This window comes from Plantactinospora mayteni, from assembly GCF_016862935.1.
Classification (GTDB): Bacteria; Actinomycetota; Actinomycetes; order Mycobacteriales; family Micromonosporaceae; genus Plantactinospora; species Plantactinospora mayteni.
On sequence record NZ_BONX01000018.1, the window covers coordinates 344755 to 369732 of the forward strand.

Sequence of the window (24978 nt, forward strand, 5' to 3'; positions counted from 1 at the left end):
GGCGGTCCGGTCAGAGCGCCGGACCTGATGCACACTGCCTGGCGGTGCCCGGACTGCGGCCCGATCTCTCCGCTGCACGTCGCGGAGCGCATCGGGCCGGAGATCGTGGCCAGCACCGTCGACCGGATCGTCGAGCAGCGCGACCCCGCCGACCAGCGGACCGGCGTCCCGGGAGCGCCGGCCGGCCCGCCGTTGCCGCTCTGGTGCCTCTGGCCGCTTCCGCTGGGCTGGACGATCACCGGGGTCGGCTGGGCCGGTGACGATCGTGGCGGCGTACGCGCGACCGCCGTGGCCTGCACCGGGCCGGACCCGCTCGGCGGCGGACCCGCCGACCTGGTGCTGGTCGCCGAGGAGCCCGGCGTCGGCCTGGGCACCCGGCTGGCCGGTACCACCGGGGTCGACCCCGGGCCGCAGCTCGCGGAGGCACTGACCGATCCCGGCCCCGGTTCCGCCGAGCGGATCGCGCATGCCAAGGTCAGGGCCGCTGGCCATCCGACTCCACTGTGGTCAGTCAAATCTCCGACAGACCGCAGCGCCTACGCCGGTGAAGCTCGGGGGATCTGGCTCTATGCGATAGCCTGGCCGGCGAGTGCGGGTTACCTCCTCGCGGAAGACGTCGAACTCCACGACCTGACCGAGTGGACACCGCCCGAACTCGTGTACGGTGCTCCGTCCCCCTACCTGCACGGGAGGGTCTGATATGGCCAGCCAGGCTGGGGCGGAGGGCGTATGCGGATTATTTCCCGCAGGACAGCCGACTGATACTCTGAGTTTTGCCGCGGTTCGCAGCCCGGTACCGCACGGAGGGATGGCCCGCCATGGTTAAAAAGGTCCTCACCTGGGGCGGTATCGCCTTCCTGGTTTTCTTCATCGCCTACCAGCCCTCCTCCGCCGCCGACGTCTTCAAGTCGCTGGGCGGTAGCCTCCTAGACGTGGCCCAGGGCTTCGGCGACTTCTTCACCGACCTCGTCGCCTAATCGTCGATGGGCAATCCGTCGGGTGAACCCCCTGAGCCCGAGGACGACGACGAACGTCGACGGCGCGAGCGGGACACCGAGCCGATCCCCCGGGTCCGACCCGACGACGGGCCGGAGTTCGGCACCGGTCCGGACTACTCCGACGGGCCATCCTATTCGGACGGCCCCGCCTACTCCGACGGCATCGGCTACGGCGGCGAGCGCCGGGCCGGCACCCGTGGCTGGGTCCGGGATCCGGACCAGGGCCCGGAGATCTCCGAGGAGGAACTCGCCGGGCTCCGGGTCGACGCCTCGGGGATGCCGCTGGGCCCGCGCCGGGTCCTGCCGCTGGAGGACGAGCCGACCCCGCTGGTGGCCCGCTACCTCTTCCCGACCGAGCGCTACCGGGGCGAGTGGAAGCGGCACAAGATCTACCTGGCCACCCCGCTGCTGATCGGCCTGCTCGCCACCTTCGTGCTCGGCTACCTCTCCGGCTTCCTCGCCGGCCAGGAGGTCGGTGCGCTGACCACCGTCGCGGTGCTGATCTGGCTCGGCATCATGGGCTGGGTCGCCTGGAAGGTGGCGGACTGGTATTTCGACCGGTTCATCCTGACCAACAAGCGGGTGATGGTGGTGAACGGCATCATCACCCGGCAGGTCGCGATGATGCCGCTGCTGCGGGTCACCGACATGAAATACGAGCAGACCCCGCTCGGCCGCGCCCTCAACTACGGCACCTTCGTGCTGGAGTCGGCCGGCCAGGAGCAGGCACTTCGCGAGGTCAAATATCTCCCCAACCCCAACGAGCTCTACCTGCGCGTGGTCGAGGAGATGTACGAGCCGCAGGCGGTCGAGGCCCGGCTGGGCAAGGAGGCCGAGGAGGCCAAGGCCGACGACGGCGCCTGACGACCGGCCCGGCAGAGGTGGGACGCACGGCCCCCGCCCGGGGGTCCGCAGGGCAACCCCGGGCGGGTGCGATGCCGGCGAACCCGAGGGCGTACCAGTGCCGGAGACGACGCCCAACTGCCCGAACATCGAGCTGAATCGCGCCTTTCCGCCATAGACCGGCGGGTCGGGCCTGTGGCAGCCTTTCCGATGAACCTTTCTCGACCTCCCCCTGGCGGTCCGGCAGACCCCAGGGCCGGACGCGGTGCGTGAGCGCCACCCGGTTCAGGTTGGAAAAGGTTCAATTGGCACGGGCGGGGGAGGCGGGAGTGGCGCCGAAGCACTCGGTGGACGAGGAGTTCCGCGAGTTCGTCGCGGCCCGCTCGGCAGCCCTGCTGCGTACGGCGTATTTGCTGGCGGGGGACTGGGCGACCGCCGAGGACCTGTTGCAGACGGCGCTGACCAAGACGTACCTGGCCTGGAAGCGGCTCGGCGAGATCGAGGCGGTCGAGCCGTACGCCCGGCGGGTGCTGATCAACACCGCGACCAGTTGGTGGCGGCGGCGCTGGCACGGCGAGCGCCCCACCGAGGTACTGCCCGAGCGGCCCGCCCCGGACCAGATCGAGGAGCAGCTCGAACGCGACCGGCTGTGGCGGCACGTCCGCACCCTGCCGGTCCGGCAGCGGGCCGTACTGGTGCTCCGGTTCTACGAGGATCTCTCCGAGGCGCAGACGGCCGCGCTGCTCGACATCTCACCGGGCACGGTGAAGAGCCAGACCTCCCGGGCACTATCCACGCTCCGCCGTCGGCTCGGCGCCGAGGCCGACAGCAGGGTGCCGCAGGGGGAGGAGCGGCTGACCCCCGTACCCGTCGGAGAGGCCGACGGCGACGGCGGCCGGTTCGGGCCCGCGCAGCAGGCGTTCGGCCAACGCCCGGTCACCCCGCCGGAGTTGCCCAGACCGCGCCAGGTCGGGACCCGCCGGCCGGCCGCCCTGGCGGTGCCGGCCCCGCCCGTGCCGGCGGTCGGAGCGGAAGCGTGACGATCATGCTGGAAGATTCGCTGCGCGACATGTTCGCCGCCCAGGTAGACACACCGCCGGTGGCCGACGATCCGGCCGGCACCGTGATCCGGCGCGGCCGGGTCACCCGCCGACGCCGGGCCGTCGGCTCGCTGGTGGCGGTGGCGGCAGCGCTGGTACTCGTCACCGCCGGCGCCGCCTCGCTCGGCGGCGGATGGCCGCCCGAGCGGCGGTCGGCCGGGCCCGCCGCCGGCTTCGACGTGGACTCGCTGGCCGAGGTCACGGCCGGGCCGGTGGAGCCGCCGACTCCCGGCCCGGACACCGGGATAGGGCTCGACCTCCGCAGCGGTGACCAGCTCTGGACCACCGACGGTCGGCGGCTGAGCCTGGCCGGCGTCGGCGAGGTGACCCGGGTCTACCGGGTGCCGGACGGCTGGGTGTACGCCGGGGCCAAGCAGGTCAGGTTCCTCCGCCCCGACGGCACCTCGGTCGCGCTCAGCGGCGAGGACGACCGGTGGGCGCTGAGCACCGACGGCGACCGGTTGGCCTTCCAGCTCGACACCACCCTCTACCTCGCCCGGATCGGCGCGAACGGGCTGGCCCTGATCGACAACGTCGAGGTGCCCGCCGGCACCTGGCCGGTGGCGGTCACCGCCGATCGGGTGGTGGTCTCGGACGGATCCCGTGGCTACGGCTTCGTCGACCTGGCCGACCGGGACCGGCAGCCGACCCGCAACGCCGACGTGACCGCGATCTACGGGGTGGGCGGCGACGGCCTGGTCGGGCTGGTCCGGGAAGTGGGCGGGACCCGGCGCTGCCTGGCCAGTCTCGCCCCGACCAGCGGAAAACTGCGCCCGGTGCGCAGCGGCGGGTGCGGGCTGGGCCTGCGCGCCGAGGCCACCGACGGCGGGCTCACCCCGGACGGCCACTGGCTCGCCGAGCGGCGCGGTGCCGAGGTCGTGCTGATCGACGTCGACCGGGTGCTGGCCGGCCGGAACGGGGTGGTCTCCTGCCCGGCCGCCGGTGACGTGCCGCCGGTCTGGGCCGACGACCGGACGGTGGTGACCGGGGACGACAAGCAGGTCGTACGCTGCCGCACCGACGGCACCGAGCAGACCGTTTCACTGCCCGACGGCGTGTCGGAGGACTGGCAGCTCGTGCCGAGGCTGACCGCACCGGCCGACGGGCGGTGAACTCCCAGCGCTTCCCGGCCGGCGCGTGGACGGCGGCCGGTAGCCTCGGCCCGGTGACGTCCCGCCAGAGTGAGCCGCCGGACACCGGAAGCCGGATCCGGATCGACCTGCACACCCACTCGACCGCCAGCGACGGCACCCTCACCCCCGAGGAACTCGTCCGGGCCGCCCGGGCGACCGGACTCGACGTACTGGCCATCACCGACCACGACACCACCGCGGGCTGGGAGCGGGCCGCCGCCGCCCGGCCGCCGGGACTCACCCTGGTCCGGGGCGCCGAACTCTCCTGCCGGTGGTACGGCGTCGAGCCGTCGATCCCACTGCACCTGCTCGGCTACCTCTTCGACCCGGAGTCGCCGGAGTTGGTCGCCGAGCTGACCCGGGTACGCGCCGCCCGGGAGGTACGGGGCGAACGCATCGTCGAGCTGCTCCGGGCCGACGGCATCGACGTCGACTGGACGGAGATCCGGGCCGCTGCCAGCGGTGGCACCGTCGGCCGGCCGCACATCGCGCAGGCACTGATCCGGGCCGGGGCGGTGGCGACGACCGCCGAGGCATTCACCCCGAACTGGCTCGGTGAGCGCTACCGGCTGCCCAAGGACGACATCGACGTGTTCCGGGCGGTCCGGCTACTCCGGCAGGCCGGCGGGGTGCCGGTGATGGCCCATCCCCGAGCCACCAAGCGGGGGCGGATCGTGCCCGACTCGTTGATCGTCGAGTTGGCCGCGGCCGGGCTGGCCGGACTGGAGGCGGAGCACGAGGACCACTCCCCGGCCGAACGGGATGCCGTACGGGCCCTTGCCGCCGAGCTGGGGCTGCTGGTCACCGGCTCCTCGGACTTCCACGGCGCGCACAAGACCGTCCGGCTCGGCGCGTACACCACCGGGGTCGAGGCGTACGAGCGGATCCTCGCGGCGGGCAGCGGGGTCGGCGTACTCACCGACCCGGGCTGACCCGGCCGACGCCGTCCCGGCGGCCGGTTTAACGTGATCACGTGAACCTGAAGCTGCTCGGCGAGGTCCTGGTGACCCTGCTGGTGATCACCGACCCGCCGGGCATGGTGCCGATCTTCCTCGCCCTGACCGGCCAGATGCCGGCCCGGGACCGGGTACGCGCCGCGTGGCAGGCGGTGGCGCTGGCCCTCGGCGTGATCGTCGTGTTCGCGGTCGCCGGGCAGACCCTGCTGGACTACCTGCACATCGACCTGCCGGCGTTGCAGGGCGCCGGTGGCCTGCTGCTGATCCTGGTCGCGCTGGAACTGCTCACCGGCAAGGCCGACGACCCCGGCCAGCAGAACACCTCCAACATCGCGCTGGTGCCCCTCGGTACGCCCCTGCTGGCCGGTCCGGGTGCGATCGTCGCCACCATGCTCTTCGTACAGCGGGCCGAGGGTACGGCGGACTACCTGGCGATCGCGGTCGGCATCGTCGCGGTGATGGCTGCGGTCTGGCTGATCCTGCGCTTCTCCGGGATCGTGGTCAGGGTGCTCCGGCCGGCCGGGATCGAGGTGCTGACCCGGATCGCCGGGCTGCTGCTCGCCGCGATCGCGGTGCAGCTGATCGCAGACTCGGTCGCCGCCTTCGTCACCGCACACCTCGACGCCTCCTGACCGTGGTCTCTGCCGCCCCTTGTGGTCGGTGACCTGGGGGCTGGTCCCGACCAGACGTCCCGTTGGAAGGGCATCCGGACAGTGTCGCTCCGTGCCCCCGATCCGGCGCGGGCCTGCCCGCCGTCGTCGTCCCCCGCGACAGGGTGGCGGATCGACGGGGGTGTCGGACCGGCATGGCAGGATCGGGGACGTGCGAAGGCCATCGTCCGGCGGCAACCGGACCCCTCGACCACGTGCCGCCCAGCCCGAGCAGTTGGGGTTCGAGGGGATGCCCGAGCGCCTCTTCGTCTGCACGCCGAGCAAGCTCGGGGCGTACACGGACTGCCCGCGCCGATACCGCTACTCCTATATCGACCGGCCCGCGCCGCCCAAGGGGCCACCCTGGGCACACAACTCGCTCGGCGCGAGCGTGCACACCACACTCCGCAACTGGTATGCGTTGCCGCTCGACCGCCGCCGCCCGGAGGCGCTGCCGACCCTGCTCAAGGGCACCTGGGTCCGGGAGGGCTACCGCGACGAGGAGCAGGAGCGGGCGGTGTTCCGCCGGGCGCTGGAGTGGCTGGAGTCCTACGTGGAGACGCTCGACCCCGCTGACGAGCCGCTCGGGGTGGAGCGGGTGGTGGCGGTCAAGACCGCCGTGTTGGCGTTCAACGGTCGCGCCGACCGGATCGACTCGCGGCCCGGCCCGGACGGCCCGGAGCTGGTGATCGTCGACTACAAGACCGGGCGTACCGGGCTGGACTCCGACGACGCCCGTGGCTCACAGGCGCTCGCGCTCTACGCCTACGCCGCCGAGCGGGTCTTCCGGAAGCCCTGCCGGCGGGTGGAGCTGCACCACCTGCCCAGCCGGACGGTGGCCGGGCACGACCACACCGTGGAGTCGCTCGCCCGGCAACTCGCCCGAGCTGAGGACACCGCCCGGGACATCGTCGCCGCCGAGCGGGCGGTCGCCGACGGTACCGACCCGGACGAGGCGTTTCCGGTCTCGCCCGGCATCCGGTGCGGCTGGTGCGACTACCGCCGCAGTTGTCCGGCCGGCGCGGACGCCACCGACCGGGAGCCCTGGTCAGCCGTGGAGCGGGCACTCGCACCCGCCGACCCAGGCGACGGCGGTCCCGCCCCGACGGCGTGACGCGGCAGACGGCCTGGGGCAGGGTCAGTCGTCGGTGGCTCGGCGTACCTGGCAGCTCGGGCAGAGGCCCCAGTAGGTGACCTCGGCCTCGTCGACCTCGAAGCCGTACGCGGCCACCGGGTCGAGGCAGGGTGCGGAGCCGACCGCACAGTCCACGTCGGCGATCTCGCCGCAGCCCCGGCAGACGACATGATGGTGGTTGTCGCCGACCCGCGCCTCGTAGCGGGCGGGTGACCCGGCCGGCTCGATCCGGCGGGAGAGCCCGGCCCGGGAGAGCGCACCGAGCACGTCGTAGATCGCCTGGGTGGAGACCGAGTCGAGGCGTTCCCGGACCCGCTGGGTGATCTCCTCCACCTCCAGGTGCCCACCGGCGGCCAACACCTCGAGGACGGCGAGGCGCGGCCGGGTGACCCGAAGGCCCCTCGACCGGAGCAGTTCCTCGCCAGTCATCTCACTATCACAGCACGTCGATGGGACCCCAACAAGGCGGATGCCGGCCGATCGTGGTGCCCGCCACAGGCGTACCCGGGCAGTTCGCGCCAGAGGTGGAACCTGGGTGAACCGGGTCGGCCCGATCCTCGTGTACCGGTATAGGTCGCGGACGACGTGATCGAATCTTCGTACCGTCAGGGTCTCCCGTCCGGGAGCGGTAGCAAGGAGGCGTCGGTGTTCAGGGAAGTCATGGGTCTCCCCGCACACGCGTTGCTGGTGCACGCGGCCGTCGTCTTCGTGCCGCTGCTCGCGTTGGTCTCCACCGGGTACGCCGTACTGGCCCGGACCCGGTTCCGCGGCCGGCTCGACTGGGCGGCGGCGGTACTGGCCGTGGTGGCGCCGATCTCCGCCTTCTTCGCCGTGGAGTCCGGCGAGGAACTCCAGGAGGTGCTGATCGCCAAGAACTACGGTCCGGAGATTCTCCAGAAGGTGGTGGAGCACCAGGGCTACGGCGAACTGACCTTCCGGTGGAGCCTCGCCCTCGGCGTGGTGACGCTCGTGCTGCTCGTCGTGACCAGCCGCCGCGCCACCCGGGCCCGGTCGGTGCCCGGGTGGCTCGGTCTGCTGCTCGGCGCGGTCGTGGTGGTGCTCGCCGCGCTCAACGTCTGGTACGTCTACCTCACCGGCGACACCGGCGCCGAGGCGGTCTGGCAGGGGGTCATCTGAGCCCCGCCCCGCCCGACCTGCGTTCGCCGACTACCCGATGGCCCCCCGGCCGGCGTCCACCGAGCGTCTGGCCGATCGGAGCGTTCGTTCAGAAGAGGGCTCGGGAGCAGAGCAGGCACATCAGCACCAGTACCACCGCGCCGCCTACCAGCCCGATGCCATAGGTCAGCGTCCGTGCGCTCCCCTCCTCGGCATCCAGCGCGGCGTGGTCCTGGGCCGGCAGGGGCCGGGGCGGTGCCGGCTGTACGTGGAGCGGTGGACGCCAGCCCGGCGGTGGAGTGGTATTCGGCGGCGGGCCGGGGTAGTGGACCTCGGGTCGTACCGGTGGCGGCGCCGGGGACCCGGCCGTGGACTCCGGGGTGTCGGCGGGTGGCCCGGTGGGTCGACGCCAGAAGGCATCGTCGGCGGAGTTCCCGCTCTGCGTCGTCACGCTGTCCGACGCTACCAACCGGAGCCGCCCCCGGCCTCTCGCCCGCGGTCACCGACACGCCTGTCGACCGCTGCCCCGGGTACGCTTGCCCGGTGTCCGGTACGGAGAAGCAGCACAGTACGACTGTCGGGCGGGACGACGACCGGCCGGTCAAGCTGGCCGGTGACCACCGGGTGCTGCCGGAGCAGTCGGTGGACGACACCGACCGGGGCTGGGGCGAGCGCCCGGACTCCAACGACGAACGCCTGCTGGCCGAGCGCCCACCGCACTGGGACTGATCACCTGCGCGCACCTGAAAGACCGCGCCGTGCTTGTGGCTGACCACCCATCTGCCTGCGCGCCTGCTGAGATCGGGCCGGGGTGCGGCGGTGGCTAGGAACGAACGATGATCGCGAAGCGGGTGGATTCCGGCATCCCTACCGCGCGGTGGGCCTGCTCGGGGCGGAGCGCCAGGTAGATGGCGCTGGCCGCGCCGTCGGTCTGGCCCGGACCCAGTACGTCGAGCACCAGCACCCGGGTCGCCAGGACCGTCGGCTTCGGTGCCCGGCCCGCCGGGTCACCGCCGGGTGCGGCGAGGAGGTCCACCCGGGCTCCCGGCCGGGCCACGGTCAGCGCGGCCGGTTCGGCGAGCCGGATCGGCACCCCCACGGTCCCCGCCGGCACCGGCACCCCCGAGCCGCCCGGGGTTGCCGAGCCGGTCGGCCCACTCGGCGACCCGCCGGGGCGCGCCGCCGGTCCGCTCCCCGTCGACGGACTCGCGCCATCCGGGCCGGGGGATGCCGTGCCGCCGACCGATCCGGCCGACCGGGCGGGACCGGCCACCTCCGGGGTGGTACCGGCTTTGTCTCCGGTGGAACCGGCCGACGGTGTGCGGCAGGACGATGTCGGCTCGCGCAGGTAGAGCGCACCGAGCGCGAGCGCCAACAGGGCGGCGACCAGCACCCAGCGGAGTATCGCGCCGGCGCCGGGGCGTGACCAGCGGCTCGGACTCAGCGTGGCATCGCGGCGGGTGGGCGTACGGTCGAGCGCCACGGCGAACCTCCTTCGGCCCGGCGGCGCCAGCGGGGTCGGCATCGTCCGGTGCGCAGCAGGCTAGGCGAGGGCGATCCAGCCAGGCAGCGGAAGATTCACAGCCTGTGGATAACTCGGAGGGCTGTGGATAACTCCTTCGACCCCGGCAGGCGCGTCGGTCCAGGCCACCCCACCGGGAGCCGGCCCGGACGGCGCCGTCAGGTCGTGCTGGTCGAGGAGGAGGTCGCCTTCGGCTTGCTGCCGGACCCGCCCGATGTGCCGTTGGTCGAGCTGGAGCCTCCGCTGCTGCTGGTCGAACTGGAGGTGCCGCCGCTGGTCGAGCCAGAATCGCCGCCGGAGCCGGTCTTCGCGGAGTCGCCCTTCGACGAGTCGGACTTGGCCGCCGTAGAGCTGGCACCGCCCTCCGAGCCGTTGCTCCGGGAGTCGGTCCGATAGAAGCCGGAGCCCTTGAAGACGATGCCGACGGAGTTGAAGAGCTTGCGCAGGCGGCCCTCGCACGCCGGGCACTCGGTCAACGGCTCGTCGGTGAAGGACTGCACCGCCTCGAGCTGGTGGCCGCACTCGGTGCAGGCGTACTGGTAGGTGGGCACGTTCCCCTCCGGATCTTGCAAGCCTGTTGGCACTCGACGTATCCGAGTGCCAATGGTGCGGCATCGTACCCGTTTTCGTCCAGCCGAAGTGTCCGGGCCGACGTCGGGCGGGACTCCGACCGGTGACCGTCAACCGGACCCCACGTGCTGGAGTCCACCGGCAGGGGTGATCACGGCCCGTACCGGACAGTCATGATCCATCGTCGGGACCGAGTCGATCAACTCGCCGTCGTGCAACAGTGCCACCGTGAGGGCGCGGGGAGCGGCCCGGGCCAGCGCGCGGTCGTACGAGCCGCCGCCGCGACCGAGCCGGACGCCGCGCCGGTCGACCGCCACCGCCGGTACGACGACCAGCTCGGCGGAGCCGATCGCGCCCCGACCGAGCCGCTCGGTGGCGGGCTCCCGCAGCCCTCGACCGGCCGCGACCAGTGAGCCCGGCCCGGCGTACGGGGCCCAGTCCAGGTCGAGGTCCGGGCGGAGTACCGGCAGCAGGAGTTGCCCGGTCGGTTCCAGCGCCCCGGCCAGCTCGTCCGGCAACTCCGCTCCACCCGGCTCGGTGCCGACCGGCACGTAGCCGGTGATCCGGTGTGGTCGTACCCGCTGGACCAGGGCGCGGAGTTCGGCCCGGAGGCGCTCGGCGGCGGCCAGCCGGGCCGGAGCCGACAGCGCCCTGCGCCGGGCCAGCATGGTGGTCCGGAGCGCGGTCTTGCGCGGGCCGACATCCTCATCCGAAAAATCCGGCACGTAACACTCCCGGGGGCAGGCCGGTTAACCATTGCGGTTGGGTCAGCATCGCAGCATCGGGTGCCGAGCTTCCGGGGGGATGAGTGACGCTGCGCGGACGGTTGACCACAGCTTTCCTCGCCGTCGTGCTCGGGCCGGTGCTGCTCGGCGCGCTCTCCGTCGCCGGTACGGCCGCCACGGCAAGCCGCCACCAGGCCGAACACCGGCTCAACCTCGCCGCCGACGCCGTCCGTACCTCGATCGGTGCGCTCTGCCAACAGTTGCACGCCACGGCCGGCGCGCTGGCCGTACTCGCCGATCCGGCCGGCCGGACCGGCGCGGCGGCCGAGGCGGTGACGCGAGGGCTGGCGGACGCCGTGCTGATCACCGGCCCGGCCGGTGCGGTCGACTTCGCCACCCCGGCGGCGCCGGCCCGGCCCTGGGCGACCTGCTCCGGCCCGGCCGGCACCGGCCCGGCGCCACGTGCCCTGGCGGCCATGGTGGAACTCCGGGACCGCTCGGGGGCGGTGACCGGCGAGGTCTGGGCGGCACAGGCTCTCGACGCGGCGTTCGTCCGCCGGCTCGCCGCCGCCAGCGGAACCGCGGTGACCCTGCTCCGGGACGTGCCCGGACCGGTCGCGACGTCCCCGGATCGCCGCGTCCCCGATCGCGTGGAACCCGGGCCGCCGCCGTCGGGCCTCGTCCCCGCCCCCGGCTCCACACCTCCGGATCCCGAGGCCGCCGGCAGCGGTCCGCCCGGCGCCGCCTCCCCGGGTGCCGGCTCGCCCGGCACCGCCTCCCCGGGCCTCGGTTCGTCCGCCGGCAGCGGCCCGCCCGGCGCTGGAGCCCCGGGCGCCGGTTCGTCGGCCAGCAGTGGCGCGCCCGGCACCGCCTCCCCGACCGCCGGTTCGTCCGACGGTTCGTCCGACGGTTCGTCCGACGGTTCGTCCGACGGTTCGTCCGTCGGTGGTGGTCCGGCCGGCGGCGGGACTCCGGACGCCGGGCCGCAGGGGGCCGAGTCGCCGAGTACCGAGTCGACCGGCTCCCGGGCGGCCGTGCTCGCCGCCGCCCGGCGGATCTCCGGAGACAAGATCGTCCAGGCGAACGGGGGCCGGTACGTCCGCCGGGTCGGTCCGGCCACCGGTCAGCCGCTGCCGCTGGTGCTGTCGGTGCCCCGCGACGCGCCGCTGGCCCGGTACGGATCCCTCGGGCTCGTCGTACTGCTCGCCGGGGTGTTCGCGGTACTGGCCGCCGGCCGGCTGGCCCGGTCCACCACCCGGCCCCTGGCCGAGCTGGCCCGAGCCGCCGACCGGGTCGCCGACGGTGACCTGGCGACCCGGGTACCGGTCCGGTCCCCGGACGAGGTGGGCCGGCTCGCCGACAGTTTCAACCGGATGACCCGGGAGGCGGAGTCCTACCTCCGGGCGCTGGTGATCAGCCGGCACCAGTTGCGTGAACAGCTCGCCGTGCTCGGCGACACCCTGGCCAGCTCGCACGACCTGCACCGGATCTTCCAGTTGCTGCTCCGGGCCGCGATGGCGGCGACCGGGGCCCGGGCCGGCGTGGTGCTGCTGCTCGACCCGAGGACCGGAGTCCTGGTCAGCCAGTGCGCCGAGGGTCTCGACCGGCGCGGCATCGGACTCGGCCGACCGGCGTCGACGCGGAGACCGGTCGCAGCCGCCACGTCCGACAACGGCGAGGTGGCGGACGGTGGAACCACCGGGTCGGCGGATGCGGGAACCACCGGGTCGGCGGACGACGGGAGCACCGGCCCGGCGGGCGGTGGATCCACCGGCCCGGCGGATGGCCGAGGGAGCGGGCCGGTGGGCGGGGTTCGGGATCGCCCGGCCGACGGCCGGCAGCGGCACGGCGATCCGCCGGCGTTGCGGGTACCGCTCGGCAAGGGGCTGCTCGGCACGGTCGTGGCCAGCGGTGAGCCGCGCCGGGGTCGGCTGGACCGGGACGGGCCGCGCCTCTACGGCCGCGAGCCGCGCTGCCGGACGTACGTCGCCGTACCGCTCCCGTCCATCGGCACGACCGGCCAGGTGCCGTACCCGGGGGCGGAGCCGGGGACCGGTGCCCCGCCGCTGCGCCCGGCGACCGCCAGCGGCTGGCCGGGTACCGCCGCCGGGTCGGGTGGTGGGCGTCCGGGGTTGACGTTCGGGCTGGGGCGGATGGCGGTCGGCGGGCGTACGGCGGTCGGCGTACTGGCCCTCTACGACCGGCTCGGGTCGGACGAGTTCGACGACGTCGACCTGGTCACGCTGGGCACCTTCGCCGACCAGGCGGCGGTGGCGCTGGAAAACGTCCGGACGCACGAGGAGGCGCAGCGGTTGTCGTTGACCGACCCGCTGACCGGGCTCTGGAACTACCGCTATCTCAAGGAGTCGATTCGGCGCGAGATCGAACGGGCCAGCCGGTTCGGCCGGATGCTCAGTGTGCTCGCCCTCGACCTCGACCGGTTCAAGGAGGTCAACGACACGTACGGGCACGCGGCCGGGGACGCGGTGCTGGCCGAGTTCGCCCAGCGGATCCGGGGCGCGATGCGGGAGGTGGATCTCGCCTTCCGACAGGGCGGTGAGGAGTTCGTGGTACTCCTGCCGGAGACGGATGCCCGGGGCGCGGCGACGGTGGCGGAGCGGCTGGGCGCGGCCGTCCGGGAGACCCCGATGGCGATCCGGCCCCGGCCCGGCGCGATCACCCCGGTCGGGGCACTGGTCTCGGTCACCGTCTCGATCGGTGTCGCCGTCTATCCCGACCACGCCGCCACCGGCCAGCAGTTGCTGGTGGCGGCCGACGAGGCGCTCTACGCGGCGAAGGCGGCGGGCCGGGACACGTACCAGTTGGCCACCCCAGGCGGCCGGCCGACCGTCGAGGAGATCCCGGTCCGGGCCGGCGCGGCGACGCCGGACGACGGGCTGCCCTGGGCGGGTGGCCGACCGACGCTCGGCGCGGGCGGCGGCTGGCCGCCCCGGGCCGGGCGGCCGGGCGCGGATGGACCGCCCCGGACGGGGCGGCCGGGCGGAGACGGATCGATCCGGACGGGGCGGACGGGCCCGGACGGACCGGCCGCCGCGGACGGCGGCCCGGACGGCGCGTTATCCGGGCCACAACCGCCGCGCCAGGGCCGTGGCCGATAGTCTCGCGACATGCCGGAGAACGCAGCTACCCCAGCCAGCTCCTCGACGCCGACGGCCGGACGACGGGCGGTGAAGGCGGTCATTCCGGCCGCCGGCCTGGCGACCCGGTTCCTGCCCGCCACCAAGGTGGTACCGAAGGAACTACTGCCGGTCGTCGACCGTCCCGTGTTGCAGTACATCGTCGAGGAGGCCGCCCAGGCCGGCATCGACGACGTTCTGCTGATCACCGGCCGGGGCAAGACCGCGATGGTCGACCACTTCGACCGCCGTCCGGACCTGGAAACCCGGCTGGCGGAGAAGCCGGAGCTGCTGGCCGCGGTCCGCCGCCCGGAACAACTCGCCCAGATCTACACCTGCCGGCAGCCGGAGCAACTCGGCCTGGGCCACGCTGTCGGGTACGCCGGGACGCACGTCGGTGACCAGCCGTTCGCGGTGATGCTCGGCGACGAGTTCGTGAGCCTCTCCGAGCCACTGCTGCCGGCCATGCTGGACCTCCAGGCCCGGACCGGCGGCATCGTGCTGGCCTTCGCCGAGGTGCCGCTGGAGGAGACCAAGCGGTACGGCATCGCCTCGGTGGCGCCGGCCGACCGGAGCCTGGCCGACCTCGGTGAGGTGGTCGAGGTGACCGGGCTGGTGGAGAAGCCGAAGCCGGAGGACGCGCCGAGCAACCTGGCGGTGCTCGGCCGGTACGTGCTGCCCAGCGCGATCTTCGAGGCGATCGGGCGTACCGGTAAGGGCAGTGGCGGGGAGATCCAGCTCACCGACGCGATGGGTCTGCTGCTGAAGGAGGGCATGCCGGTGCACGCGATCGTCTACCGTGGCACCCGCTACGACACCGGCATGCCGCTGGGTTACCTGCAAACTGTGGTGCAACTGGCCTGCGAGCGCGAGGATCTCGGTGCGGAGTTCCGGCAGTGGCTGGGCGAATTCGTCGCCTCCGACGCCGGCCGCCGCACATGACGCCCCCCTGCGAGGTGACGGTGTGACAGCGACGGCCGATGCCGAGGCGGCCGCCAACGAGCTGACGCCGCTCGCCGACTACCTGGGCAGCGTGCTGCGCAGGTTGCGGGCGCTTCCCCCGCTCGACCTCGACCTCACCCAGGCGTACGGCAACGTGCTCGCCGAGGACGTCGTCGCGCCGCACGCCTATCCGGCCTTCGACCAGGCCGCCATCGACGGGTACGCCGCGCGCTGGGAGGACATCTCCGGCGCGGGGCGTACCGGTGGCGTGGCGGGTGGCTACGGCCCGAGCCGGCTCGGCGACCCCCGCCCGGTACGCCTCAACGTCGTCGGCGACCTCGGCGCGGCGAGTTGGCGGCCGGTGCGGCTGACCCCGGGCGCCTGTTTCTCGGTGGCGGCCGGCTCGCCGCTGCCGATCGCCGCCGACGTGGTGGTCCCGGTGGAGTGGACCGACCAGGGCATGGCGGCGGTGGAGATCTTCCGGACCCCGAAGCGCGGCTACGGGCTGCGCCGGGCCGGGGAGGAGTTGCCGGCCGGTACCCTGCTGGCCCGGTCCGGCTCCTACATCTCGCCGGCCCTGGTCGCGGTCTTCGCGGCGACCGGCATCGGGCACGTGGTGGTAAGGCCGAGCCCCCGGGTGGTGATCGTGGCGACCGGCGACGAACTGGTCGACGTCGGCCGGGCCAGCCAGCCGGGGCAGGTGGTCGACATCAACTCGCACGCGTTGACGGCGGCGGCGGCCGAGGTGGGCGCGTTGGCGTACCGGGTGGGCATCTGCGACGACGACCCCGAGGGGCTGCGCGGGTTGCTGGAGGACCAGACGCTCCGGGCCGACCTGATCATCACGACGGGTGGTACCGGTGCCGGCCCGGGTGACATGATCCGTCGGGTACTGTCCCGCCGGGACGGTGGCCGGGCCAGCCCGGTGACCTTCATGGAGGTCGCCCTCTACCCCGGAAGCGCCCTCGGATTCGGTACGGTCGGAGCCGAGGAGGTGCCGGTGGTGTGTCTACCCGGTGAGCCCGGCGCGGCATTGATCGGCTTCGAGGTACTGGCGAGGCCGGCGATCCAACTGCTGGCCGGCGCCGAGCCGGTGTTCCGGCCCAGCGTCCGGGCGCACCTGCTGGAGACGGTCTCCTCGCCGTCCGGGCTGCGGGAGTTCCGGCCGGCGCACGTGGCCGAGCGGCGCGGCGGGGGCTACACGGTGCAGCCGCTGCGCGGTGGGCCGTACACCCTCTCCGGACTGGCCGAGGCGAACGGTCTGATGGTGCTCGGCGAGCGGGTGACCAGCGCGGCGGCTGGCTCCACGGTGGACGTACTGCTGCTGGATCGGCGCCGGTGACCGGGCTGCCAGGGTGGCGGCTCGGCGCGGGCGCGGTGGCGGGGTCGCTGTCGGGGACGGCGTCGACGTGTTGACGAGGAGGCGTAGGTTGCCGACGGGACACCGGGCGTGAACCTTGGCGCGACTCCGGGCTGGCCGGTCGTACTCCGGGACGGGGCGGTGCTGTTGCGGCCGTACCGGCGGTCGGACGCGACGGCCTGGTCCGAGGTGCGCTGCGCCAACCATGCCTGGCTGGCACCCTGGGAGTCGTCCCCGCCGGGTCGGTGGGACGAGATGAATTCGCCGGCCGCGTTCCGCTGGGTCCACCGCGACCAGCGCAAACAGGCGCGTAGCGGCGAGAGCATGCCGTTCGCGGTCTGCCTGGTCGAGGCCGGTCGGGAGCGGCTGGTCGGGCACCTCAACCTGGGCAACATCGTGCGCCGGGCGTTCTGTTCGGCGTACGTCGGCTACTGGGTGGACGGCCGGGTGGCCGGGCGCGGCGTGATCCCGACCGCGATGGCGCTCGCCGTCGACCACGCGTTCGGGCCGGGCGGGCTGCACCGGATCGAGGTCAACATCCGCCCGGAGAACGGCCCGTCCCGGCGGGTGGTCGAGAAGCTGGGCTTCCGCGAGGAGGCGTACCACCCGCGCTACATGCACATCGACGGTGCCTGGCGCGACCACATCGGCTACGCCATGACCAGCGAAGAGGTCATCCGGGAGGGCGGCCTGCTGGCCCGCTGGCACCGGCTGCGCGCCGCCGCCTCCTGATCCCCCGCCCGCCACCGTCTCCCGGCCCCCGCCCGCCGCCCAGTTGATCTTCTTCGTCGCTGGTCGGCCGGCGCGCCGCACGATTTTCCTGGTGTGTCCCCGTAACCTGAAGTAATCGGGACGTGCGGCAACGTCGGACGGACCCGCGTCGGCTCCGGGAGCTGGTCCGCGCCTGCCGTGGACAACCCCGGCGGTGCGGGAGGTGCTCGTCCGGTCGGTTGCCCCGAGGTGGGTGACGGGAGGGATGAGGGTGCCGGCCTCGGTGCTCCTCGCCGTCCTCGCCGCAGCCGGTCTGCTCGCCCTCGCGCCGGCACTGGTCCGCCGGTACGACGCCACGGAGCGGCTGGCCGCGGAGCGGGCGCAGTCGACGGCGCGGGTGCTCCAGCGCCGCCGGCGGCAGCGGAGTGTCCCGGGCCGGCAGCCGGTGAACCCACCCCGCACTCGAATTGTCACCCTGCGTGCTGGCGTTCCGCCCGCTGACGCCCTGACCGACGAGCCCGTCTCGCCGGCCGCCGGCCCCGGTACGCCGGTCTCCGGGCCGCCGGGTAACGGCCGGCGGAGCCGTCGACTGCGCTCGGTGCCCCGGAACCCGGGACCTGCCCGCCGACGGCCACCACCCGCCCGGCACACCCCGGCCGTCTACCGGCGGCGTCGGGTCTTCGCCGCACTACTGCTGCTCAACCTCGTCGAGCTGGTCGGGGTGGTGCTGGTCAGCCCCGGCTTCTGGATCGGGTTCGCGGCCACCGGGACGCTGCTGGGCGCGTACCTCGTACACCTGCGGAGCCGGGCCATCGCCGACCGTCGGCGGCGGCGCGTGCAGGCCCGGGAGGCGGCCTGGCTGGCCGCCCGACAGGCCGAGGTCCGGCGCGCCCAGGCCCGCCGGGCACAGGCCCGCCGGGAGGCGCAGCGCCGCCTGGCAGCCCAGCGAGAGGTGGTACGCCGGGCGGCGCTGGGGATGAACCGGATGGCCGACCTGCCACCGGCGGCCAGTGGGGGTGGCCGGGCGGCGGGTTCGGTCTCCTACCGGCGGTCCGGTGGGCTGCGCGGGCGGCCCTACGAGGCCGGTGGACGGTGATCGGCGTCGGGTGACGGGTCGGCGGGGTTGGTTCGCGCTCGGGGTGGCCGACCTGTTAGCCTTGGCGCCGGCCCGCCGTGCTGGCGGGTTGGTCAAGGGGCTGTGGCGCAGACCGGTAGCGCACCTCGTTCGCATCGAGGGGGTCAGGGGTTCAAATCCCCTCAGCTCCACCACAAACCAGCAGGTCAAGGGTGAGTTCTCGGGCGTTCGAGGACCGCCCTTGATTATTTCGACCGTCATTTGACCGGCGTACGGTGCCCAGACCGTGGCACGGCGCCGACCTCATTGCCGCCGTGACCAGCGGCAACCTTGAACGCAGTGGCCCTGGGGCGCTCCTCCATTCCACAGGTGACGTTGAGGAACGCCTGGTCGACCGGGCGACGCCTTGTAGCGGCTGTCGCACCAGTGGTCGCCGTAGTCGAGGGTGAGGTTGCCGCAGGGGTCGATCGAACGTCAGGACGATTCGTCCGGCGGGGGGACCCAGGAGGGCATGCTCTTGACGACCACGTCAAGCAGTACGCGTAGTCGCTGGTAGTCCTCGTCGCCCAGCGAATCGCGGATGTGGTTGTCCAGGTGCAGCATGATCCGGTCGGCTCTGGCCGTCTCGCGGCGCCCGCTGTCGGTGAGCTGCAACTCCTGGATGTTGGCGTGGCGCGGGTGGGTCCGACGTTCGATCAGGCCGCGTTCGACGAGCTTCACGACCAGCGGCGTGATCGCCTGCGGTGTCACCCCGACCACCCGGGCCAGCTCGGCGCCGGTCAGGCCAGGCGTCACTTCCAGGTTGGCCAGGACGGCGTAGAGCGAGCCTGACACGCCGACCTTGCGCAGCGGCGGCTCCTTGGCGGCGAGCACGGCGAGGTCGGCCCGGCGCAGTGTCGACGCGACGCGGCCGAGCATCTCCTCGTGATCAAAGGTCTCTGCCGTTTCGTCGGTCACGGTCAAGGAGCTTACCGCACCTTGATTTAGATTCACGCCTTGTGCCGTATCAAAGTCTTGATACTCTCGTCATGCGGGTCGATGCCGTCGACCGCGCCGACGATCCATCCACTCAAGCGAGCTGAGCACGGAAGGGGATCATGGTCATGCACTGGACGCAGGGGCCGGACCCAACACACCGGAGATCCCGCCGCACGCTGATCGCCACGAGCCTCGCCCTCGGCCTGCTCGCCCTCGCCGGTGCCTGCGGCACCGACGGCGAACCGGCCGAGACGACCGAATCGGGCCTGACCCGACTCGTCATCGATTTCAGTCCGACCGCCAACAACGCGCAGCTCTCGCTCGGCATCGACCAGGGAATCTTCGAACGGTACGGCTTCGAGATCGACCAGGTACCGGGCTCCGGAGCCAGCGCCAACAGTGTCGCGCTGCTCCTGAACGGACAGATCCAACTGGCCGTCAGCGAGATCACCGCAGTGCCGGCCGCCGTCGCCGCCGGCTTCCCGGTGGAGATCGTCACCTCGCTGGTCACCGACTACGAGTCGCCTGAGGGTGACGCGTTCTCCCTGGTCGTACCGGAACACAGCGACATCCGGTCGTTCGCGGACCTGACCGGCCGGACCGTCGCCGTCAACGGTCTGGCGAGCTTCTTCGACCTGACCGTCCTCGAAGCGGTGCGCCGGGCGGGCGGCGACCCGAGCGCGGTCCGGATCCTCGCCGTGCCGTTCGAGGACCAGGTCGCCGCGCTGCGGCAGGGCCGCGTCGACGCGATCAGCACCCTGGAGCCGTTCGCGGGTCAACTGCTCACGGGCGGCGGGTTCCGCTCCCTCGGCAACCCCGCCACCAGTGCGCTCGGCCCGCGCAGTGTGCCGAGCATCCTGATGGGCTCCCAGCGGTTCGTGGACCGGAATCCGGACGTGATGCGACGCTTCCTCCAGGCGTGGGGCGAGGCGACCGCGTACGCCAACGACAACCCGGAAGCGGTCCGGGCGACGATCGTACGGACCACCGGCGCGCCTTCCGAGGCGGTGGCGGAGCTGCCGCTGCCCTGGTACGTCAGCGGGATCGACCGACGCTCGGCGGAACTCGTCGCTCGGCTGATGGTCGACTACGACCGGATCGACACGGCACCCGCGCTGGACGAGTTCACCTGGTCGGAGTCGCCGGACGCGCACGACCTCGGGACGCCCCCGCGCGGGCTCCGGGTCTCGGAGTAGGCGATGAGACCCACCCTGCTGCTACCCGTACTCACCACGGCGGCGCTGCTCGGGAGCTGGGAGGCGTTGTCCGGCACGGGCATTCTCCCGGCCGAGGTCCCGCCGGTCTCCGACATCGCCGCCTGGCTCTGGGCCAACATCGGCACCGCCGCTCTCTGGACGGCCGTGTCGCAGACGCTGGCGCACTGGGCCGTCGCGCTGGCCGTCGGTGCCACGATCGGCGCGCTCGTCGGCGCCGCCATGGCGAGCGTCCCCGTGGTCAACGAACTGCTGCTCGGCATGGTCGAGTTCTTCCGCCCGATCCCGGTCGTGGTCTATCTGCCCATCATGTTGCTGCTGCTCGGCGCCAGGCCGGTGGTGGTGGTCGTGCTGGCGGCGGTGGCGGCCCTGTGGCCGATGCTGCTCCAGACACTCTACGGCGTGCGGGACGTCGACCCGGTCACCACCGACACGGCACGGGTGTTCGGACTGACCACACCGCAGCGGCTGGTCTGGGTGACGGCCCCGAGCATGCTGCCGTACTTCTTCACCGGCCTGCGGATCGCGTCGACGATCACGCTGCTGGTGGCGATCGCGATGGAACTCATCGGCGCCGTACCCGGGCTCGGCAACACCCTGGCCACGTACGCGGGCAACGGCCGGTACGACGCGACGTACGGCGTCATCGTCATCGCCGGCCTGCTCGGTGTCGGCCTCAACGCCGTCTTCGAGCGGCTGGAACGGCGGGCGCTGCGCTGGCACTCCGCCTACCGGACGCAGCACACATGAGGAGGTCAAGCATGCTGAGAACCGGCCTTCGGCTGCTCGTACCCGGGCTGCTCGTTCTGCTCTGGTGGACGACCTCGGCGGGGAGCACGTCGCCCTTCTACCCGCCGCTGCGCGAGGTGCTGGCCGCCTTCCAGGAGTCCTGGCTGTTCGCTCGACTCGGCTCGGACCTGGTCCCGAGCGTCACCCGGCTGCTCGCCGGCCTGCTGATCGCGACGGTCGTCGGGATCGCCGTCGGCGCCGCGCTCGGCCGCAGCCGGCTGCTCGCGCGGGCGCTGAACCCGGCGGTGCAGTTCTGCCGTTCGGTGCCCGGCACCGCACTGATCCCGATCAGCGTCGTCCTCTTCGGCATCGGCGACGGCTCGAAGATCCTGGTCATCGCATTCGTGTGTGTGTTCCCGGTGCTGTTGAACACGGTCGACGCGGTACGCGGGGTAGACCCGCAACTGGAGGACGTGGCCCGCTCGTACCGGCTCACCCCGGTGCAGCGGCTGGCCTTCGTACTGCTGCCGGCGGCGGCACCGCAGATCTTCGCCGGCATCCGCACGGCGCTGGGGATCGCCTTCATCATGATGGTCGTCACCGAGCTGTACGCCGCGACCAACGGCGTCGGCTTCGTCACCCTCAGCGCCCGCAACTCCTTCGACGTACCGCAGATGTGGGCCGGCACCGTGCTGCTCGGCCTGCTCGGCGTGGCGCTGAGCGCCCTCTTCCTCGTCCTGCAACGACGCGTCCTGCGCTGGCACATCGGCATGACGGAAAGGAACTGACATGCTCTCGGTAACGAACCTGCGCAAGACGTACGGCTCCGGTGACCAGGCCGTCGAGGCGATCCGCGACATGACCCTGACGGTCGACAAGGGGGAGTTCGTCTGCATCGTCGGGCCGTCCGGCGCCGGCAAGACGACCATGCTGAGGTGCCTCTGCGGCCTGCTGAAGCCGTCGTCGGGCACGGTCACCCTCGACGGCGCCCCGGTCACCGGGCCGCCGAAGGAGATCGCCTCCGTTTTCCAGGACTACAGCCGTTCGCTGATGCCCTGGTTCACCGTGCGACGCAACGTCGGCCTGCCGCTGCGCAACCGGTACCGGTCGACGGCCGACCGCGCCGAACGGGTCGGTACGGCGCTGGACGCGGTGGGTCTGAGCGGGTTCGGCGACCGCTACCCGTGGCAGCTCTCCGGCGGCATGCAGCAGCGCGTGGCGATCGCCCGGGGTCTCGCGTACGCGCCGGAGATCCTGCTGTTGGACGAACCGTTCGCCTCGGTGGACGCCCAGACCCGCGCGGACCTTGAAGACCTGATCCTGCGGGTACGCGACGACACCGGCGTCACCATGCTGCTCGTCACGCACGACATCGACGAGGCGGTCTACCTGGCGGATCGGGTGGTGGTGATGTCCGCGCGCCCGAGCGTCGTGCTTGAAACGGTGGAGGTCGACCTTCCCCGCCCGCGTGACCAGGTGACCACCAAGCGTCTGCCCCGATTCGCGGAGCTGCGCACACACGTACTGACGCTGATCCGGCGCACCGCCCTCGACGGCTCGGCGCCGACGCCTGACCATCACTCGACGATCGGGGAACGACGATGAGCACGCGAACCGTGAACAGCACCGCGACCCGGGACAGTGACCCGGGTGGCACCGGCGACGACGTGATCACCCTCGACCAGAGCACGGGCCGGGAACTGGCCCGCTACCGGGCGGCCGGTCCGGAGCAGGTGGGTGCGGCGGTCCAGGTCGCGCGGACGGCCGCCGGGCCGTGGTGGGACCTCGGCTTCGAAGGCCGGGCGGTACGACTGCGTGCCTGGCGGCGGGAGATCGCCCGGGGCGGGGAGGACCTGGCGGCGCTGATCCACGCCGAGAACGGCAAGTCCCTGGAAGACGGCCGGGCAGAGGTGCTCTCCGTCCTCGGGCACCTGACCTTCGTGCTCGACAACGTCGAACGGGTGCTCGGCCGCCGTGAGGTCCCCGCTCCGGCCGCGACGCCGAACCAGCGGGCGTGGGTGGAATACCTTCCATACGGCGTGGTCGGCGTGATCGGGCCGTGGAACTTCCCGCTCGGCACCCCAGGAGCGATCGTCATCCACGCCCTGGCCGCCGGCAACTCCGTCATATTCAAGCCCAGCCCGATCACCCCCGGAGTCGGCGTGTGGCTGGCCCGGTCCTGGCGGCGGGCCGTACCTGACCTGCCCGCCGCCTTCCAGACCGTCGTCGGCTTCGCCGCCACCGGCCAGAACCTCAGTACCGGCGTGGACAAGATCGCGTTCACCGGCAGCGTCCGCTCGGGCCGGGCCGTGGCCGCGGACTGCGCCCCGCGCCTGACCCCGATGTTGCTGGAGCTCGGCGGCAACGACGCCGTGGTGGTGGCCGAGGACGCCGACCTGGACGAGGCCGCTGCCCACATCACCTGGGGCGCGCTCCAGAACGCCGGCCTGGGCTGCATCAGCCTCGAAGTGGCCTACGTCGTGGACGCCGTGCACGACGCCCTGGTGGAGAAGATCGCCGCACACGCCGGGCGGGTGCACGCCGGCAGCGGCGACGACGACCTGATCGGCCCGGTCCCACTGCCCGGCCAGCTCCCGGTCATCCGCCACCACATTGCCGACGCCCTCCAGCGGGGCGCCACCGCCGTGGTCGGCCCACCGGCCGACGAGACCGCCGACGACCGGTACGTCCAACCCACGATCCTCGTCGACGTCCCGCCGGACGCCCTGGCCGCCACCGAGGAAACCTTCGGGCCGGTGCTGTCGATCGTCCGGGTCGGCGACACCGAGGAGGCGATCACCCGGATCAACGCCAGCCCGTACGGCCTGGGCAGCGCCGTGTTCAGCCGCGACCGGGGCGAGGACATCGCCCGCCGCCTGCGCGTCGGCATGACCAGCGTCAACGACGCGCTCGCCTTCTCGCAGAACGCCGGTCTGCCGTTCGGCGGGCGCGGAAACAGCGGCCACGGCCGCAAGCACGGCGACGAAGGACTCCTCGAATTCGTCTACCCGCACGCCATCACCGTCAAGACCGGCCCCACCCCGGCACCCACGACCACCTTCGCCCGTCCACCCGGCGCCATGGCCAGAGCCCTCGCCGCCGCGCGTGACCGCCTTGCCGAGGACGACCGTACGGGAGAGGACCTGACATCATGAGCGACCAGATGTCGCACCTGCTGGACCGGATCGCGGCCGGATTCAGCCACCCACCCCGCTCACCGGTGCTGCACTCGCCGAGCGAGGTCGGGCTCGACTTCGAGGACGTCACCTTCCCGTCCCACGACGGGGTGCCGCTGGAAGGCTGGTTCCTGCCCGCGCCCGGCTCGGCCAGGCTGGTCATCGCGAACCACCCGATGGGCTTCACCCGCGCCGGCCTGCCCACCCACCTGGAGCCCTGGCACTCGGCCTGGGCAGCCAGCGGCAACGGCTTCGAGGTCGACTTCGTTCCCGACTACCAGATCCTGCACGATGCCGGCTACCACGTCCTCGCCTACGACCTGCGTAATCACGGACTCAGCGGCGCCGGCAACGGCGGCATCAGCTCAAGCGGCCTCTTCGAGGCCCGCGACGTCGTCGGCGCACTCACCTACGCCCGCCACCGCCCGGACACCCGCGACGCGGCCATCGGCCTGTTCAGCCGATGCCTCGGCGCCAGCTCCACCTTCGCCGCCATGACCCAGTTCCCCGAGGCGTTCGAGGGCGTACGCTGCCTCGTCGCGCCCCAGCCGGTGACCGCGCGCGTCATCATGGAACGCCGACTGGCGATGCTCGACGCGGCGGGACGGCTCAACGACCTGGAACAGCTCATCGTCCGGCACACCGGCATCGGCTTCGCCCGCCGCAGCCCGCAGGAATGGGCTCGCAACGTCCGCGTCCCCACCTTCCTGTACCAGGTGCGCGACGACATCCTCACCGACCCCGGCGACGTCCAGACGATGTACGACAACATCCCCAGCATCGAGAAGAAGCTGCACTGGATCGAAGGGACGACCGCGCGCTGGGACGGCTACCTGGAGTTCCAGCGCCGCCCCGAGCCCATGCTCGACTGGTTCGCAAAGTACCTGTCCTGACCGAACCTTTGTCGA

27 protein-coding genes and 1 tRNA gene are annotated in these 24978 nt (G+C 72.7%); 22 read left to right on the forward strand and 6 right to left on the reverse strand.

Annotated elements, in window-relative coordinates; all coding sequences use genetic code 11:
* Positions 1–27 precede the first annotated feature (27 nt).
* The 8 genes from Pma05_RS15085 to Pma05_RS15120 all read left to right on the forward strand — a co-directional run bounded on the left by Pma05_RS15085 (position 28) and on the right by Pma05_RS15120 (position 6794).
* Positions 28–699 (forward strand): DUF6758 family protein, encoded by a 672-nt coding sequence (locus Pma05_RS15085; protein ID WP_203858004.1) that lies wholly within the window; start codon positions 28–30, stop codon positions 697–699.
* Positions 700–818: 119 nt separating this feature from the next.
* Complete coding sequence (locus Pma05_RS15090; RefSeq protein WP_165436875.1) at positions 819–977, forward strand: hypothetical protein; 159 nt, start codon at positions 819–821, stop codon at positions 975–977.
* A 6-nt stretch (positions 978–983) separates the two neighbouring features.
* Positions 984–1862, forward strand: coding sequence for a PH domain-containing protein (locus tag Pma05_RS15095; RefSeq protein ID WP_203858005.1), 879 nt, complete (start codon positions 984–986; stop codon positions 1860–1862).
* Positions 1863–2170: 308 nt separating this feature from the next.
* A complete protein-coding gene (locus Pma05_RS15100; RefSeq protein ID WP_203858006.1) occupies positions 2171–2881 on the forward strand; it encodes a SigE family RNA polymerase sigma factor in 711 nt (236 codons plus the stop codon).
* Positions 2878–4053, forward strand: a complete 1176-nt coding sequence (locus tag Pma05_RS15105) for a hypothetical protein (RefSeq protein ID WP_203858007.1) — start codon at positions 2878–2880, stop codon at positions 4051–4053. Before Pma05_RS15100 ends, Pma05_RS15105 begins: the two co-directional genes overlap by 4 nt.
* 95 nt (positions 4054–4148) lie before the next feature.
* Complete coding sequence (locus tag Pma05_RS15110; RefSeq protein WP_203858075.1) at positions 4149–5006, forward strand: PHP domain-containing protein; 858 nt, start codon at positions 4149–4151, stop codon at positions 5004–5006.
* A gap of 41 nt (positions 5007–5047) precedes the next feature.
* A complete protein-coding gene (locus tag Pma05_RS15115; RefSeq protein WP_203858008.1) occupies positions 5048–5662 on the forward strand; it encodes a MarC family protein in 615 nt (204 codons plus the stop codon).
* A 190-nt stretch (positions 5663–5852) separates the two neighbouring features.
* Positions 5853–6794, forward strand: coding sequence for a RecB family exonuclease (locus Pma05_RS15120; RefSeq protein ID WP_372441477.1), 942 nt, complete (start codon positions 5853–5855; stop codon positions 6792–6794).
* A gap of 24 nt (positions 6795–6818) precedes the next feature.
* On the opposite strand, the gene Pma05_RS15125 is transcribed toward Pma05_RS15120, so the two are convergent.
* A complete protein-coding gene (locus Pma05_RS15125; protein ID WP_203858009.1) occupies positions 6819–7244 on the reverse strand; it encodes a Fur family transcriptional regulator in 426 nt (141 codons plus the stop codon).
* Between the two features lie 216 nt (positions 7245–7460).
* Here Pma05_RS15125 and Pma05_RS15130 point away from each other — a divergent pair, with 216 nt between their 5' ends.
* Positions 7461–7952: a DUF2231 domain-containing protein gene (locus Pma05_RS15130; RefSeq protein WP_203858010.1), complete on the forward strand. Its 492-nt coding sequence runs from the start codon at positions 7461–7463 to the stop codon at positions 7950–7952.
* Between the two features lie 88 nt (positions 7953–8040).
* Here Pma05_RS15130 and Pma05_RS15135 read toward each other — a convergent pair whose 3' ends face one another.
* Positions 8041–8382: a hypothetical protein gene (locus Pma05_RS15135; RefSeq protein WP_203858011.1), complete on the reverse strand. Its 342-nt coding sequence runs from the start codon at positions 8380–8382 to the stop codon at positions 8041–8043.
* A 92-nt stretch (positions 8383–8474) separates the two neighbouring features.
* Between Pma05_RS15135 and Pma05_RS15140 the strand changes: the two genes are divergently transcribed.
* A complete protein-coding gene (locus tag Pma05_RS15140) occupies positions 8475–8660 on the forward strand; it encodes a hypothetical protein (RefSeq protein WP_203858012.1) in 186 nt (61 codons plus the stop codon).
* A 94-nt stretch (positions 8661–8754) separates the two neighbouring features.
* On the opposite strand, the gene Pma05_RS15145 is transcribed toward Pma05_RS15140, so the two are convergent.
* The 3 genes from Pma05_RS15145 to Pma05_RS15155 all read right to left on the reverse strand — a co-directional run bounded on the left by Pma05_RS15145 (position 8755) and on the right by Pma05_RS15155 (position 10748).
* Positions 8755–9414 carry a flagellar biosynthesis protein FlgA gene (locus Pma05_RS15145; RefSeq protein ID WP_203858013.1) on the reverse strand — a complete coding sequence of 220 codons (660 nt, stop codon included), beginning with the start codon at positions 9412–9414 and terminating at the stop codon, positions 8755–8757.
* Positions 9415–9611: 197 nt separating this feature from the next.
* Positions 9612–10004: an FmdB family zinc ribbon protein gene (locus Pma05_RS15150; RefSeq protein WP_203858014.1), complete on the reverse strand. Its 393-nt coding sequence runs from the start codon at positions 10002–10004 to the stop codon at positions 9612–9614.
* Positions 10005–10133: 129 nt separating this feature from the next.
* Positions 10134–10748, reverse strand: coding sequence for a 5-formyltetrahydrofolate cyclo-ligase (locus Pma05_RS15155; protein ID WP_203858015.1), 615 nt, complete (start codon positions 10746–10748; stop codon positions 10134–10136).
* 101 nt (positions 10749–10849) lie between these two features.
* Here Pma05_RS15155 and Pma05_RS42540 point away from each other — a divergent pair, with 101 nt between their 5' ends.
* From Pma05_RS42540 to Pma05_RS15185, 6 genes are all read left to right on the forward strand, one after another.
* Entirely contained in the window at positions 10850–13867 is a 3018-nt protein-coding gene (locus Pma05_RS42540) for a diguanylate cyclase (RefSeq protein WP_239312376.1), read from the forward strand.
* A gap of 9 nt (positions 13868–13876) precedes the next feature.
* The gene (locus Pma05_RS15165) at positions 13877–14827 is read left to right on the forward strand and encodes a UTP--glucose-1-phosphate uridylyltransferase (protein WP_203858016.1); all 951 of its coding nucleotides are present in this window, start codon (positions 13877–13879) and stop codon (positions 14825–14827) included.
* Between the two features lie 22 nt (positions 14828–14849).
* Positions 14850–16169 carry a molybdopterin molybdotransferase MoeA gene (locus Pma05_RS15170; RefSeq protein ID WP_203858017.1) on the forward strand — a complete coding sequence of 440 codons (1320 nt, stop codon included), beginning with the start codon at positions 14850–14852 and terminating at the stop codon, positions 16167–16169.
* Between the two features lie 108 nt (positions 16170–16277).
* Positions 16278–16919, forward strand: a complete 642-nt coding sequence (locus tag Pma05_RS15175; RefSeq protein WP_203858018.1) for a GNAT family N-acetyltransferase — start codon at positions 16278–16280, stop codon at positions 16917–16919.
* Positions 16920–17163: 244 nt separating this feature from the next.
* A complete protein-coding gene (sepX, locus tag Pma05_RS15180; protein ID WP_203858019.1) occupies positions 17164–17994 on the forward strand; it encodes a divisome protein SepX/GlpR in 831 nt (276 codons plus the stop codon).
* A gap of 96 nt (positions 17995–18090) precedes the next feature.
* Positions 18091–18167: transfer RNA gene (locus Pma05_RS15185), tRNA-Ala, on the forward strand.
* Positions 18168–18447: 280 nt separating this feature from the next.
* On the opposite strand, the gene Pma05_RS15190 is transcribed toward Pma05_RS15185, so the two are convergent.
* Positions 18448–18930: a MarR family winged helix-turn-helix transcriptional regulator gene (locus Pma05_RS15190; RefSeq protein WP_203858020.1), complete on the reverse strand. Its 483-nt coding sequence runs from the start codon at positions 18928–18930 to the stop codon at positions 18448–18450.
* Between the two features lie 146 nt (positions 18931–19076).
* Here Pma05_RS15190 and Pma05_RS15195 point away from each other — a divergent pair, with 146 nt between their 5' ends.
* The 6 genes from Pma05_RS15195 to Pma05_RS15220 are packed head-to-tail and all read left to right on the forward strand — an operon-like array spanning position 19077 to position 24963.
* Positions 19077–20147: an ABC transporter substrate-binding protein gene (locus Pma05_RS15195; protein WP_203858021.1), complete on the forward strand. Its 1071-nt coding sequence runs from the start codon at positions 19077–19079 to the stop codon at positions 20145–20147.
* A 3-nt stretch (positions 20148–20150) separates the two neighbouring features.
* Entirely contained in the window at positions 20151–20915 is a 765-nt protein-coding gene (locus Pma05_RS15200; RefSeq protein ID WP_203858022.1) for an ABC transporter permease, read from the forward strand.
* 11 nt (positions 20916–20926) lie between these two features.
* Positions 20927–21682, forward strand: a complete 756-nt coding sequence (locus tag Pma05_RS15205) for an ABC transporter permease (protein ID WP_203858023.1) — start codon at positions 20927–20929, stop codon at positions 21680–21682.
* 1 nt (position 21683) lies between these two features.
* Positions 21684–22499, forward strand: coding sequence for an ABC transporter ATP-binding protein (locus Pma05_RS15210; RefSeq protein ID WP_203858024.1), 816 nt, complete (start codon positions 21684–21686; stop codon positions 22497–22499).
* The gene (locus tag Pma05_RS15215; protein WP_203858025.1) at positions 22496–24049 is read left to right on the forward strand and encodes an aldehyde dehydrogenase family protein; all 1554 of its coding nucleotides are present in this window, start codon (positions 22496–22498) and stop codon (positions 24047–24049) included. The genes Pma05_RS15210 and Pma05_RS15215 overlap by 4 nt, the downstream gene beginning before the upstream one ends.
* The gene (locus tag Pma05_RS15220) at positions 24046–24963 is read left to right on the forward strand and encodes an alpha/beta hydrolase (RefSeq protein ID WP_239312378.1); all 918 of its coding nucleotides are present in this window, start codon (positions 24046–24048) and stop codon (positions 24961–24963) included. Before Pma05_RS15215 ends, Pma05_RS15220 begins: the two co-directional genes overlap by 4 nt.
* Positions 24964–24978 lie beyond the last annotated feature (15 nt).